The organism is Brevundimonas fontaquae (assembly GCF_017086445.1).
Taxonomy (GTDB): domain Bacteria; phylum Pseudomonadota; class Alphaproteobacteria; order Caulobacterales; family Caulobacteraceae; genus Brevundimonas; species Brevundimonas fontaquae.
Window position 1 is genome coordinate 108474 of the sequence record NZ_CP070968.1, and the last position, 12942, is coordinate 121415.

General features: G+C 67.1%; 16 protein-coding genes. 7 read left to right on the plus strand and 9 right to left on the minus strand.

Annotated elements, in window-relative coordinates:
- Nucleotides 1-67: 67 nt before the first annotated feature.
- The 6 genes from JX001_RS00530 to JX001_RS00555 all read right to left on the minus strand — a co-directional run bounded on the left by JX001_RS00530 (nt 68) and on the right by JX001_RS00555 (nt 4458).
- A complete protein-coding gene (locus JX001_RS00530) occupies nt 68-1147 on the minus strand; it encodes a murein hydrolase activator EnvC family protein (protein ID WP_066554033.1) in 1080 nt (359 codons plus the stop codon).
- Nucleotide 1148: 1 nt separating this feature from the next.
- On the minus strand, nt 1149-1613 hold the full coding sequence (gene rlmH, locus JX001_RS00535; protein WP_055808890.1) for a 23S rRNA (pseudouridine(1915)-N(3))-methyltransferase RlmH: 465 nt from the start codon (nt 1611-1613) through the stop codon (nt 1149-1151).
- 139 nt (nt 1614-1752) lie between these two features.
- The gene (rsfS, locus tag JX001_RS00540; protein ID WP_082064315.1) at nt 1753-2187 is read right to left on the minus strand and encodes a ribosome silencing factor; all 435 of its coding nucleotides are present in this window, start codon (nt 2185-2187) and stop codon (nt 1753-1755) included.
- 144 nt (nt 2188-2331) lie between these two features.
- Nucleotides 2332-2997, minus strand: coding sequence for a nicotinate-nucleotide adenylyltransferase (locus tag JX001_RS00545; protein ID WP_205681873.1), 666 nt, complete (start codon nt 2995-2997; stop codon nt 2332-2334).
- 79 nt (nt 2998-3076) lie between these two features.
- On the minus strand, nt 3077-3967 hold the full coding sequence (locus JX001_RS00550; protein ID WP_205683017.1) for an alpha/beta fold hydrolase: 891 nt from the start codon (nt 3965-3967) through the stop codon (nt 3077-3079).
- A gap of 2 nt (nt 3968-3969) precedes the next feature.
- Entirely contained in the window at nt 3970-4458 is a 489-nt protein-coding gene (locus tag JX001_RS00555; RefSeq protein WP_017505514.1) for a Fur family transcriptional regulator, read from the minus strand.
- 117 nt (nt 4459-4575) lie between these two features.
- Between JX001_RS00555 and JX001_RS00560 the strand changes: the two genes are divergently transcribed.
- Nucleotides 4576-5358: a SapC family protein gene (locus tag JX001_RS00560; RefSeq protein ID WP_205681875.1), complete on the plus strand. Its 783-nt coding sequence runs from the start codon at nt 4576-4578 to the stop codon at nt 5356-5358.
- A gap of 61 nt (nt 5359-5419) precedes the next feature.
- Here the strand turns inward: JX001_RS00560 and JX001_RS00565 are convergent, their stop codons facing one another.
- The 3 genes from JX001_RS00565 to phyR all read right to left on the minus strand — a co-directional run bounded on the left by JX001_RS00565 (nt 5420) and on the right by phyR (nt 8007).
- The gene (locus JX001_RS00565) at nt 5420-5827 is read right to left on the minus strand and encodes a hotdog family protein (RefSeq protein WP_205681877.1); all 408 of its coding nucleotides are present in this window, start codon (nt 5825-5827) and stop codon (nt 5420-5422) included.
- Between the two features lie 15 nt (nt 5828-5842).
- Nucleotides 5843-6874 carry an NADP-dependent oxidoreductase gene (locus JX001_RS00570; protein ID WP_205681879.1) on the minus strand — a complete coding sequence of 344 codons (1032 nt, stop codon included), beginning with the start codon at nt 6872-6874 and terminating at the stop codon, nt 5843-5845.
- Between the two features lie 338 nt (nt 6875-7212).
- On the minus strand, nt 7213-8007 hold the full coding sequence (gene phyR, locus JX001_RS00575) for an anti-anti sigma factor/receiver protein PhyR (protein ID WP_026108480.1): 795 nt from the start codon (nt 8005-8007) through the stop codon (nt 7213-7215).
- A gap of 203 nt (nt 8008-8210) precedes the next feature.
- Here phyR and nepR point away from each other — a divergent pair, with 203 nt between their 5' ends.
- The 6 genes from nepR (at nt 8211) to JX001_RS00605 (ending at nt 12924) form a co-directional block, all read left to right on the plus strand.
- Nucleotides 8211-8411, plus strand: coding sequence for an anti-sigma T factor NepR (gene nepR, locus JX001_RS00580; protein WP_205681881.1), 201 nt, complete (start codon nt 8211-8213; stop codon nt 8409-8411).
- Nucleotides 8408-9019 carry a sigma-70 family RNA polymerase sigma factor gene (locus JX001_RS00585; protein WP_184279631.1) on the plus strand — a complete coding sequence of 204 codons (612 nt, stop codon included), beginning with the start codon at nt 8408-8410 and terminating at the stop codon, nt 9017-9019. Before nepR ends, JX001_RS00585 begins: the two co-directional genes overlap by 4 nt.
- Nucleotides 9020-9121: 102 nt before the next feature.
- Nucleotides 9122-10816 carry a sensor histidine kinase PhyK gene (phyK, locus tag JX001_RS00590; protein ID WP_205683018.1) on the plus strand — a complete coding sequence of 565 codons (1695 nt, stop codon included), beginning with the start codon at nt 9122-9124 and terminating at the stop codon, nt 10814-10816.
- Between the two features lie 50 nt (nt 10817-10866).
- On the plus strand, nt 10867-11004 hold the full coding sequence (locus JX001_RS00595; RefSeq protein ID WP_017505506.1) for an entericidin A/B family lipoprotein: 138 nt from the start codon (nt 10867-10869) through the stop codon (nt 11002-11004).
- A 93-nt stretch (nt 11005-11097) separates the two neighbouring features.
- Nucleotides 11098-12552: an NAD-dependent succinate-semialdehyde dehydrogenase gene (locus tag JX001_RS00600; RefSeq protein ID WP_205681882.1), complete on the plus strand. Its 1455-nt coding sequence runs from the start codon at nt 11098-11100 to the stop codon at nt 12550-12552.
- Nucleotides 12553-12615: 63 nt separating this feature from the next.
- A complete protein-coding gene (locus JX001_RS00605; RefSeq protein ID WP_205681883.1) occupies nt 12616-12924 on the plus strand; it encodes a TonB family protein in 309 nt (102 codons plus the stop codon).
- Nucleotides 12925-12942 lie beyond the last annotated feature (18 nt).

The following is a 12942-nucleotide window of genomic DNA, read 5'->3' on the forward strand; positions in this document are numbered from 1 at the left end:
TCGTGGCGACGCGGCGTCCCGCCGATAAAATCAGCGTCAGACGAGAATGCAAAGGACTATTGCGGGTTCACCGCAACCACGGTCCCGGATCGATCGGCCGTTCGTCGCGGCGCAGTTCGAAATAGACATCGCCGTCCGGGCCGCTGCGCCCCAGGGTCTGGCCGTCCGAGACCCGGGCGTCCGGGCCGACATCGACGCTTTCCAACCCGGCGATGACGGCGCGCCAGCCGGGACCGAGGTCCAGCACCACCACATTGCCCCACCCCGTCAACGGCCCGGCGTAGGCGACCTTGGCGTCGGCGGGCGCGGTGACGGCTGCGCGGTCGGCCCGCCAGCGCCAGCCGGAGGTTCCGGCGCCCCAGGTCTGGCTGGGCGCGCCGGCGACGGGCGAACTGAGGCGGCCGCGTCCGGCGGGAAGACGAGCGGTCGGCGTCTCTTCGGCCTGGGTGGTCGGGACCGCGCCGCCCAGTTCGCGGATGCGGCGCTCCAGCACGGCCGCAGCGCGTTCGGCGGCGCGGGCCTCGGCGTTCAGGACGGCGGTCAGGGCGGTCTTGCGCGCCGTCAGCCCCTCGATCTCTCCACGCCGGTCGCCCTGCTCGCTCTCGGTCGTCAGCAGTCGCTCCGAGGACAGGACAGCGAGGCGGCGGATGCGCATGATCTCGGCCTGACGGGCGGCCAGCACCTTGGCGCGGCTTTCCAGATCCGGCGTCATGGCCTTGAGCAGGATGGAGGCGCGCACCGTGTCGATGGCCTTGTCGGCGGGCACCAGCAAGGGCGGCGGCGGGCGGCGGCTCATCATCTGCAGCGCGCTGAGCAGACGGCCTTGGGCGCCGCGCTCGCGCGCCAGGTCCGTCACCAGTTCGGCCTCGCGCTCGGTCAGTTGCTGGAGGCGGGCGCGCTGATCGTCGATCTGACGGTCGCCGGTCTGTTCGTCGGCCCGCAACGAGGCCAGGCGGCGCTCCAACTGGGCCAGTTCGGTCTTGGCGGCGTCAGCGTCGGCGCGCAGACGACGGGCGCGCACCGTCTCGTCGCGGTATTCGGCCTGGATGCGCGACAGTTCGCTCTCGGGCGCCTGGTTGCTCATCGCCGGGGCGGCGCAGACGAAACCCGTCAGCAGGGCCAGCGATAAGGGTATGGCGCGACGCATCTCAGTCGCGATGATAGGGCGATCCGGCCAGGATGGTCACGGCCCGATACAGTTGTTCGGCCAGCATGGCGCGCGCCAGGGCGTGGGGCCAGGTCTGGGGACCGAAGGCCAGGGTCGAGGACGCGGCGTCGCGCACGCTGGCGTCCAGCCCGTCCGCCCCGCCGATGGCGAAGACCAGACGACGCTCACCCTGGTCCCGCAATTTGGCGATGTGGTCAGCGAAGGCGCGCGAGGAATAGGTCTTGCCGCGCTCGTCGCAGGCGATCAGGTGCGATCCTTCCGCGGCCGCGAGGATCAGCTCAGCCTCCGGCGCCTTGCCGGGTCTGCGGGCTTCCAGATCGATCAGTTCGAGGGGACCGAGGCCAAGCGCGCGCCCCGACAGGGTGGCGCGCTTGGCGTAGTCGTCGGCGAGCGTCGCTTCAGGCCCCCGGCCCGGTCGGCCGATGGCGACGATGCTCAGCTTCATGGTGCTAGAGCCTGATCGGATGAGGAGGAATCGCTTCGCGATTCCTCTGAAGCCGTGAATCAGGCTCCAGATGTAAGCGAGAGCATGATTCACGCTTATGTCGGAACCGCGAAGCGGTTCCTTCCAAAACGATCATGCTCTAGTCGCGGACCATGCGGTGGGCGGAATCGACCGCCCAGATCTTTTCGATGTTGTAGAAGGTGCGCACTTCCGGGCGGAACAGGTGCACGATCACATCGCCGGCGTCGATCAGAACCCAGTCGCAGTGCGGCAGGCCCTCGACCTTGGCCTTGCCCAGCCCCTGTTCCTTGAGCGTGCGCAGCAGGTGGTCGGCGATGGCGCCGACGTGACGGTGCGAACGACCGGACGCCACGATCATGGTGTCGGCCATGGCGCTTTTGCCCTTCAGGTCGATCAAGACCATGTCCTGGGCCTTGTCCTCGTCGAGGCGGCTCAGCAGGGCTTCTTCCAGCGGCGTGGAGCCGACGGGGCGGGGAGCGGAATCGTCGAAGCCGCGCGGGGAGGCGTCGGATTCAAAGCCGTCTTCGGAATGGAGAGGTTCGATAGGGTCCATCTCGTGCGCCGTATTCGAGACGGCGGCGTCTTGCGTATCATACGCGGGCGAGGGGGTCAGCGGAGGGCTCCGGGAGCGTTGACTAAAGAAGCCCTCTAGCACGGATGGGCCGCAACGTGAACCGCCGCCCGAATCATCCGGCGATCACGAGGTCGCGCGCACGCCTGCGCCGGTCCTGATCGCCGTGGACGACAGGGGGTTTAGCGGCGCCGTCAGATAGGTCCAGGCGGGCGCCTGAAGCGTCGGCAGAAGCCCCGCCTGCTGTGCGGGAATGCGGAAACCGGCGAAGCGGGCGGCGGCCGGCGCCGTGCGGCTGTCCAGCAGCGAACCCGGCCGGGCGATGACCGCCACCGGCATCAGCCGCATGATGTCGGTCCAGCCGCGCCAGCGATGGAAGCTGGCCAGATTGTCCGATCCCATCAGCCAGACGAAATGCACGCCGGGATGCCGCGCGACCAGAAGGCGCAGGGTGTCCACGGTCCAGGCGACGCCGGCCCGGCTCTCGAAGTCCGAGACGATCATCGACGGACCACGTGCATGCTGGCGCGCCGAGGCCATGCGGTCTTCCAGCGGCGCGCTGTGGCGGGCATCTTTCAAAGGGTTCTGCGGCGAGACCAGCCAGACGACGCGGTCGAGATCCAGACGGCGCATGGCGGTCTCGGCGACATGGGCGTGACCGTCGTGGGCGGGATTGAAGGAGCCGCCGAACAGGCCGACCTTCATGCCTGGAGCGAGGATCAAACCGTCGCGCAGCGCCCCGGAGCGGGGGCCGGCGCCTTTGGGCGCGGGACCGGCGTGGAAGAAGGACAAGCGGCGTCTCGGGCGGCGGGCGTTATGCTCAGCGGCGCCCTTATAGCGCGCGCCCATGCTCCGCCTACAGAATTCGTTCTCAGACGGCGGCGTCGAACAGGGCGTCGCGCGCCACGTCGGCATGGGTCATGGGGAACAGATGCCCGCCGCCGGACACGACCTCGACCGAGACATTGGGCAGGCCGCGGGGCTGAACCGGCACATGGGTCAGGGCGCCGTATTCGGCTTTGAGGATGCGAACCGGCCCGGGATAGCGTTTCATGGCCCGCCACGGATCGTGCGCCTGGGCTGCGTAGTTGGCCGCCTCCCAGGCCGGCGCGGCGGTCAGGCTGAACCCGCCGTCGCCTTCGCTCAGGCCTTCGGACAGGTAGTCGGCCAAAACCATGTCGGGCCAACCCTTGAAGGCGCCGCGCCCGCGATAGGCGGCCATGGCCTGTTCGCGGCTGTCGAACTGGCTGCGACGGCGCAGGGTGGCCTTGGCGATGGGGATCGCCTTCATCAGCTTGTGGGCGAAGGGCAGGTTGAAGGCGAAGACCGCCGAGCGTTTCCAGATCACCGGATCGAACAGCACCAGGCTGGACACCCGATCCGGCCGGACGGCGGCCGCCAGAAGCGAGGCCGTGCCGCCCATCGAATGGCCAGCCATGACCACGGGCGGACCGTCAATGGCTTCGAGCAAAGCCAGCAGGTCGTCGCGGTGGTCCAGCCAGCTGGTCTTGGGCCGGGCGAAGGTCGGCAGCGCAGACCGTCCATGGCCGCGCAGATCCGGCGCCCAGATCCGCAAGGACGCCGACAGCGGCGACAAGAGGCTGCGATAGGTGGCGGCGTTGAAGCCGTTGGCGTGAGAGAAGATCAGATCGACCGGCCGGTTCGGATCGCCGAAATCCAGCACGGCCATCTTGCCGGCGCCCCAGCGATTGTCGATCGGCACGGACAGGCGACGCGGTGGGGACATCAACGCCGCGTCCATGGTCATGCGACGTCGCGACAGGCGGCGCAGCGACCGTGCGCCTCGATCGTGGTGCGGGCGATGGCGTAGCCGGCGGCCGATGCGGCGGCGTTCATGGCGCTCTGGTCCGGTCCGCTGACCTCGCGCGTCGCGCCGCAGCAGTCGCAGATCAGGAAGGCGGCCGCATGGGCGGCCTCGCCATCGTCGGTACAGGCGACATAGGCGCTGATGGAGGCGATGCGGTGGACCATGCCCAGCCGTTCCAGAAACTCCAGCGCGCGATAGACGGTGGGCGGCTTGGCGGCCTGACCGTCTTCGCCGAAGCGCGCGATCAGATCGTAGGCCTTCACCGGCTCGCCGCTTTCCAGCAGCAGGGCCAGGACGCGCCGGCGCTGGGCGGTCATCCGCTCGCCCTGCTGGACCGCGCGCGCCTCAGCCGCCGCCAGGGCGCGGTCCAGCGCCCCGCCGTTCAGGCCGGAGTGGTCATGGTCGTGATCGCAGGCGGAACCCATACGCCACAGCTAATGGCTGGCGCCCCCCACTGCAACCGACGCATCGCGGGTTTGCCGGTTGCGCGGCGTTGGGCTAGAAGGCGCGCCTCCGATCTTTAACCAGAGCGTCCTCGCTTCATGACCGACACGAACAATTCGCCGCTTGAAGGCAACGTCCTCTTCTACACCAACCCCGAACCGCTGGATCAGAGCGTCCACGGCGGCCTGGGCGTGAACCCGAGCGACAAGCCCTACGCCTTCGTGGCCCAGACCAATATCGTGCCGCTGACGGTCACCGAGTTCTCGGCCGCCGCCCTGTCCTATCCGATCATCTTCACCGGCGATAACCGCCAGCCGGTCGCCGTGATGGGCCTGAGCTCCAACGAGAACCTGTTCGTCGCGCCCGACGGCGAGTTCCGCGCCGACGCCTATGTGCCGGCCTATGTGCGTCGCTATCCGTTCGTCTTCGCCGACGACAAGCAGAACCAGCGCCTGATCCTGTGCATCGACCGCGGCGCGTCGATCGTCGCCGAAGGCGGCCAGAACCCGCTGTTCGTCGACGGCCAGCCCAGCGACTACACGAACATGGCGATGGAGTTCTGCAACAACTTCGAGCAGGAGCGCCAGCGCACCGAGGGCTTCGTCGCCCTGGTCAAGGATCTGGACCTGCTGGACGTCCGCGAAGCCCACTTCACGCCGCGCAATCCCGACGGCACGCCGGGTCAGCCGCAGAAGCTGGCCGAATACTATGCGGTGTCGGAAGACAAGCTGCGCGCCCTGCCCGCCGAGAAGCTGGTCGAGCTGCGCGACAACGGCGCACTGGGCCAGATCTACGCCCACCTGGTGTCGTTGGTCGGTTGGGATCGCCTGATCGCCATGGCCGTGATGCGCCAGGCCCAGGCCCCGACCTCGGTCAACTAAGACCCAGTCTGTCGAAGATCGATCAACGCCCCGCCGGTTCGCCGGCGGGGCGTTTGTCGTTTCAGCGGCGCGAGAACAGCGCCCGGGTCAGGCAGGAAAAGACCAGACGCCCGGCCTCGTCCAGAAGGTCATGCGAGGCGATGACGATGCCCTTGGCGTCGCCGACCGGATCCTTGCCCATCACCGTCATGCGACCCCGCAGGAGTTCGCCCGCCGGCGGATTGCGCATATAGCGCAGCCCATCGACGGCTAAGACCTTGGTCTGGGCCCAGCCGCCGGATTTGTCGGCCGCAAGACGGCTCCACAGCACATAGACCATGGCGTCCGGCGCGCCGTAGGCCACGTCCCAGCCCGGCGAGAACCGCTCGATAAAGACGTCCAGCGCCCCCTGATCGACCGCACAGGCGCCGAGCGGCACGACCTGCCCCACCTCCAGGTCTTCGAAATGGATGTGCAGCGGATCGCTCATGCGCAGACCTTGGGTTCAGGCGGGTTCTTCGGAAACGCGAACCAGCAGCTTGCCGTCGTGATCGCCCGTGAACAAGCGATTCAACGATCCCACCGCGCCTTCCAGCCCGTCGTCGACGTGAACCTTCCACTTCACCCGGCCGTCCGCCAGCCACGGGCCCATCTCCGCCACCATTTCGCGGGCGCGCGGGGCGTAGTCCAGGACCAGGAAGCCCTGGACGTGCAGGCGATGGGTGATGATGCGCGCGAAGTTCGGCGAAGGCGGCGCCTTGGTCGCATTGTAGGAGGACACCAGGCCGCAGACCGCCATCCGGCCGTGGACCTTCAGCCGGTTGAACACCGCGATCATGATGTCGCCGCCGACATTCTCGAAGTTCAGATCGACGCCGTCGGGGGCCAGACGGTCCAGCGCCTTGCCGACATCCTCGTTCTTGTAATCGATGGCCGCGTCGAAGCCGAGTTCGTCGGTCAGCCAGGCGCACTTCTGCGGGCCGCCCGCGACGCCGATGACGCGACACCCGCGCTGTTTGGCGATCTGCCCTGCGATGGAGCCGACCGCGCCGGCGGCCGCCGAGATGACGATGGTCTCGCCTTCCTTGGCCTTCAACACATCGGTGACGCCGAAATAGGCGGTCAGGCCGGTCATGCCGAGCACGGACATATTGGCCGTCAACGGCAGGCCGGGCGCACGGTGGACCGGGCGAAGACCGCTTTCCTGCACGACCGCATAGTCGGCCCAGCCCCCCGAGGTCGGCATGACGACATCGCCGGCCTTGAAGCGGCTGGATCGCGAGGCTTCGACCACGCCCAGCGTCAGGCCGCGCATGACCTCGCCCAGGCCGACCGGCGGCAGATACCCCTCGGAATCGTTCATCCAGGTGCGATTGGTCGGGTCCAGCGACAGATAGACGGTGCGGACCAGCACCTCGGTCTCCTTCAGATCAGGGATGGCCGTATCGACCAGTTCCAGATCTCCGGGCTGGATCAGGCCTTTGGGGCGCTGGCGCAGCACCCATTGACGGTTCGTCTTGCCGCTTGTCGAAGCCATTGGCGTCTCTCCGTGCGTTTTCTTTGACCACCATCTTGGCCGCGACGGCGGCCTCGGTCGAGATGCGCGCCAAGAAAAAAGCGACCCTTGCGGATCGCTTTGAAGTAGCATCATCGAGAATGAGGCGCGGAGGCGGCATGATCAGCTTTCGCAGATCAAGTCGGGGGGCGTCGCCGCCTCCACGAACCGATAACGACGGCGTCTGAAACCGGTTCCCGACCTTGATCGCTTTTTTTGCGCTTTCGTACTTTGGCCCACCAATGCTGGCGCAAACCAAAGAAAAGGCCTCGATCCCGAGGGACCGAGGCCGATCTTGGCGCCGGACAAAGACCGCGTTTTTAAGCGGCTTCCTTCTGGCGTGACGGGTGGAAGAACAGCGCCTGGCTGATCGCCGCCTTCACCGTTTCCGGCTGGAAGGGCTTGGTGATCAGGAAGGTTGGCTCGGGACGTTCGCCGGTCAGCAGGCGTTCCGGGAAGGCGGTGATGAAGATCACCGGCACGTCCATGGTCTTCAGGATATCCTTGACCGCATCGATGCCCGACGAGCCGTCGGCCAACTGGATGTCGGCCAGAACCAGACCCGGCTTGTGGCGGGCGACGGCGTCGATCGCCTCGTCGTGCGTCGTCGCGGTGCCCGTGACGCGGTGGCCCAGTTCCGTCACCAGGCTTTGGATGTCGGCCGAGATGATGGCCTCGTCCTCGATGACCAGAACATCGGTAGCCAGTTCGGCGTCGATGTCGGCCTGGGCGTCGGCGATCAGACGCTCCACGTCGCGCGGATCGGCGGACAGGATTTGCGCAGCTTCCGAAGGGGTGAAGCCTTCAAGGGCGGTCAGCAGGAACGCCTGACGCGAGCGCGGCGCGATACGCAGCAGACGCTGCGAGGCGTCGCTGCCCGTGGTTTCCAGCGTGCCGGTTTCCAGCTGCGCGCCGGTCGAGGACCAGATGGCGTGGAAGACATGATAAAGGGCAACCCGCGGCGTCATATCGGCCGACAGTTGCTGCTCGCCGGCCGCCAGGGCCTCCAGAGCGACACGGACATAGTTGTCGCCCGTGGATTGATCGCCGGTCAGGGCGCGTGCGTAACGGCGCACATAAGGAAGATGCGGCGCGAGTCTGGCCAGAAGGCTCATTCAGATAGTCCCCGACAAATCATAGCCCAATCCCGCGGGGGAAGGGCGCTGTAGGCGGATTAAACGTCGCATTCGCACCACGGTTCCGCCGCTGCGAACAAGCTTTAGCATTAAAAGCCGTTCATGCAGGAACCCTGCAGGTCTGATGACGTTTGAGACCGACATCTTCTCATGATGACAGTTGGGTGGGCTTGGCTCTGTCTATGATCGATTCTCCAGACTCCTCTCGTGCCAAAGGCGACCCAAAGGGGGAGGCAGGGCTTGAAGAAGCTCGTCTTCGCCAGCAGGCTATCGGCGTCAAGCTGCGGCATATGTTCGACGAGGTCGTCAACGAACCCGTGCCCGATGAGTTTCTCGACATTCTAAAACGCGCCGACGCCAAGGCTTCGGACGACGCCGCATGAGCACCTCACGCCTGGGGGCCGCTCCCAAACCCGCCTCGGCCGATGACGAGGGCTTCAAGCGCGAACTGGTGCTGCTGATCCCGCATTTGCGCGCCTTCGCCCGGACCTTGACCGGCGACCCGACCGCGGCCGACGATCTGGCGCAGGACGCCATGATGAAGGCCTGGGACGCGCGCGCCAGCTATCAGATGGGCACGAACATGAAGGCCTGGACCTTCATGATCCTGCGCAATCAGTTCTATTCCGAAAAGCGCCGCTCGTGGCGTCAGTCGCAGCTGGATCAGGAAGCGGCTGAACGGACACTGGTCGCCGTGGACGATCCCGAGGCGCCCGTTGCTCTGGACGAGTTGCGTCAAGCCTTGAAGACCCTGCCCGAAGAGCAGCGCGAGGCCCTGATCCTGGTTGGCGCCGGCGGCTTCGCCTATGAAGAAGCGGCCGAAATCTGCGGTTGTGCGGTGGGCACGGTGAAGAGCCGCGTCAGCCGCGCACGCCGGGCCTTGCAAGCCACCTTGGAGCGGGGCGGTTACGGCCGTGACGGCAAGGCGGCAGGCGACGCCATGCGCACGATCCTGGGCGAGGCCGACAGGCTGGCCGGCGCCCGGAGCTGATCTGCGGTGAACGAGACGACCAGGGAGACCTCACGGTCGCGGCTCGGTCGCACGTGGCGCACGGATCGCTTTCAGGGCATCCGCTTTCGGCTGGGCGCGGCCATGGCCATGGCCTTGTTGCCGATCTTCGTGCTCAGTCTGATCCAGACCCAGGCGGACTTCCAAAGACAGGCCGACGACCGGCAGGTGGATCTTCAACTGGCGGCCGAACGTAGCGCCTCCAGCGCCAAGGCGCAGTTGGATAGCGCGCAGGTGCTGTTGCGCGCGCTCAGCCCCGATGCGGTCGGCCCCTATTGCGCGCCGCGCCTCACGGCGCTGGTCGGACGTCTGGAAGGCTATGAAGGTCTCTATCGCATCAGCCCGACGGGTGAGGCGGTCTGTGCCTCGGGCCGAACAGACGGCGTGAGATCCGGAGTCGCGCCCGCCGCACAGGCGACGTGGTTCCAGCGGCTGCGCAATGGCGAAGAACTGGTCGTCATGCGCGCCCCCGACGGCGCGGGCTATGAAGGCGCGCTGATCGTGGCCACCCGCGCTGAGCGACCGATGGGCCGGTTCGACGGCGCCATGGTCGCCGTGATCCCCTTCTCCGCCCTGCAGCCCGATGTCACCGATCCCGCCCTGCCCTCGGGTGCACAAGCGGCCCTGACCGACGGCGCCGGGCGCATTCTGACGGCCAGTGATCCGGACGTGTTCAAACTGTCGGCCGGAGACGACATCGCCGGCTGGGTGGCCCGCGCGCGCGACCAGGGATCGGCGGTGTTCGAGGCCAAGGATTCGCAGAACCGCCGCCGCGACTATGCGGGCGCGGCCCTTGCCGGCGGCGACCTTTACGCCCTGCTGTCGGCCCCGGCGCCCGGGTGGCTGTCCTGGGCGCGGCTCAACCCGATCGGCACCCTGCTATTGCCGCTGGGGGCGTGGCTAACAGCCTTCGCGGCGGTCATGCTGCTGTCTGAGCGCATCTTTATCCGCTGGTTGGATTATCTGGAGCGGGTCGCGGGCATTTACGCCAAGGGCCGGTTCTCGGTGCGTCCGCTGCAGGCGATGAATGCCCCGTCCGAGATCCGCACCATGGCGCGCACTCTGGATGAGATGGCCGAAGCCATCACCGTGCGTGACCGTGAACTGACTGACGCCCTGACGGAAAAAGACGCGCTGATGCGCGAAATCCATCACCGGGTGAAGAACAACCTTCAGATCATCTCGTCCCTGCTGTCGATGCAGCAGCGCGCCCTGACCGATGCGCCGGCTAAGGCGGCGCTGGGTGATACGCGCCAGCGCATCTCGGCCTTGGCCCTGATCTATCGCACCCTGTATCAGAGCAACGACATTCGCCATGCCGATGCGCGCGAGTTCCTGAACGAACTTGTGGGGCAACTGGTCGCCAGCGAGGCCGGGCGCGGACCGGTGGTCATCAGCTCGGTGGACGCCGATTCCCTGCACGTCGATCCCGACAAGCTGGCGCCCCTGGCGCTGTGGCTGGTCGAGGCGGTGACAAACGCCCAGAAGCACGCCTTCGCCGGCAGCGGCGGGGAGCTGAAGGTGCGCTTCCGCGTCCAAGGCGAGAAATCGGTTCTGGAAGTCGAGGACGACGGCCCCGGCGCCCAGGCCGGGGCCGAGGTCGGGGTGGGCCGCACCCTGATGAGCGCCTTCGCCAAACAGCTGCGCGGCGAGACCGAGTTCGTGACCCCGCCGGGAAGTGGGACCATCGCCCGCATGACCTTCGCCACCCCGGAAGCGCTCGCGCCCGTCGATCCGGCGGACAAGACGCCCGGAACCGCAGCGCTGGCGTCGCGTTGATGAGGCGAGACCGGCGGAGTTTCACCCCGGCCAACCCTGGAGCTTCCCCTATGCGCAAGATTTTCGTTCTGGTCGCCGCCGCCGCCGCCCTGACCACCGCCGCCTGCAACACCGTTGAAGGCGTGGGCCGCGACACCCAGGCCGCCGGCCAGGCCGTGACCGGCGCCGCCCAAGACGCCAAGAACTAATCGACGGCCGCAGCCCAGGCTGCAGCATTCGACCGGCAAGGCCCCGCATCGTCGGGGCCTTGTTCGTTTCAGGACCGCGACAGGAGCCATCCCGTGAACCACACCGCCCGCGACACCGGCCTTAAACTCTTGCGCCAGCACGCCCTGATCGCCGGCAAGGCCATTCCGGCCAACGACGGCGGCATCGCCGTCGATGATCCGGCGACAGGCGATGTGATCGGCCATGTCCCCGATCTGGGCGCCGCCGAAACCGAACAGGCCATCGCGGCGGCGAACGAGACGTTCAAGACCTGGTCGCGATCCGATCCGCACGCGCGTGCGGCCTTCCTGCGCAAATGGGCGGCGCTGATCGACGACAATCTTGAGGGTCTGGGCGCCCTGATGGCGCTGGAAAACGGCAAGCCGTTCGAGGAGGCCAAGGGCGAGGTCACCTATGCCAACGGCTTCCTGAAATGGTTCGCGGGTCAGGCCGAACGGTTGATCGGCGAGACCCAGGACAGTCCGCTGGGCCATCTGATCCTGACCTATCGAGAGGCGGTCGGGCCATGCGCCCTGATCACGCCCTGGAACTTCCCCGCCGCTATGCTGACGCGAAAGCTGGGGCCGGCGTTCGCGGCAGGCTGCACCGCCGTGGTCAAGCCGGCCAGCCAGACGCCCTTCACCGCCATCGCCCTGGCCGAACTGGCCTATGAAGCCGGCCTGCCGAAAGGCGCCCTGTCGATCGTCACCGGGGATGCCGCCACGATCGGCAAGGCGCTGACCGATAGCCCGGACATTCGCAAACTGTCCTTCACCGGTTCGACCGGCGTGGGCCGCAAGCTGGCCGAGCAATGCGCCGAAACGCTGAAGCGGGTGTCGATGGAGCTGGGCGGCGCGGCGCCCCTGATCGTCTTCGCCGACGCCGATTTGGATCTGGCGGTCGACGAAACCATCAAGGGCAAGTTCAGGAACTCGGGCCAGACCTGCGTCTGTCCGAACCGCGTCTATGTGGAGCGGTCGGTCGCCGAAACCTATGCCGAGAAACTGGCCGCCGAGGTGGCCAAGATCGTGGTCGGTCCCGCCTTCGACGACGGCGTGAAGGTCGGGCCGCTGATCGAGGACAAGGCCATCGACAAGGTCGAAAAACATGTGGCGGCGATCAAGGCCGACGGCGGCCGGGTCTTGACCGGCGGGTCGCGTCACGATCTGGGCGGCCGCTTCTTCCAGCCGACCGTGACCCTGGGCGGCGACGACGCCCTGTTCCGCGAGGAAGAGACGTTCGGCCCCATGATCCCCGTCTTCGCCTTCGACACCGAGGACGAGGCGCTGGAGAAGGCCAACGCCAGCGACTATGGCTTGGCCTCCTATCTGTTCACGCGCGATCTGGACCGCGCCATGCGATTCAGCCGGCGGATCGAGGCGGGGATGTGCGGGGTCAACACCGGACTGATCTCCACCGCCGTCGCGCCGTTCGGCGGGGTCAAGCAGTCGGGCTATGGCCGCGAAGGCTCGATCCACGGCATCGACGAATATGTGGATATCAAGACGGTGACGCTGGCGCTGAAATAGCGCCGGGTCGCCGTGCAAGGAAGGGCTGCTTGCTCTGCAACCGAAGTGGGCTAAGGTGCAACGATGTTGACCGCACTTCTCGCCGCCATGCTGGCCCAGACCGCTCCGGCTCCATCGTCGCCTCCCGTCGTCTGGGCCGAGCCCCCGAGGGTGGAAACGCCGCCCAAGGCGCTTGAAGCAGGGGCTTCGGGTTCGGTCGTGCTGCGATGCGTCTTCATGGAGAACGGCGCAGCCACGAACTGCGTCGTCGTTTCCGAAACACCTGCGGGCATGGGCTTTGGTCGCGAAGCCATCCGCGGCATCAGATCGGCGCGCGCTCAGCCAGGCCAGACCGGACCACGTGAAGTTAGACTGAACTTCTCCACGCGCTGATCCTGAGGTCACGCCTGT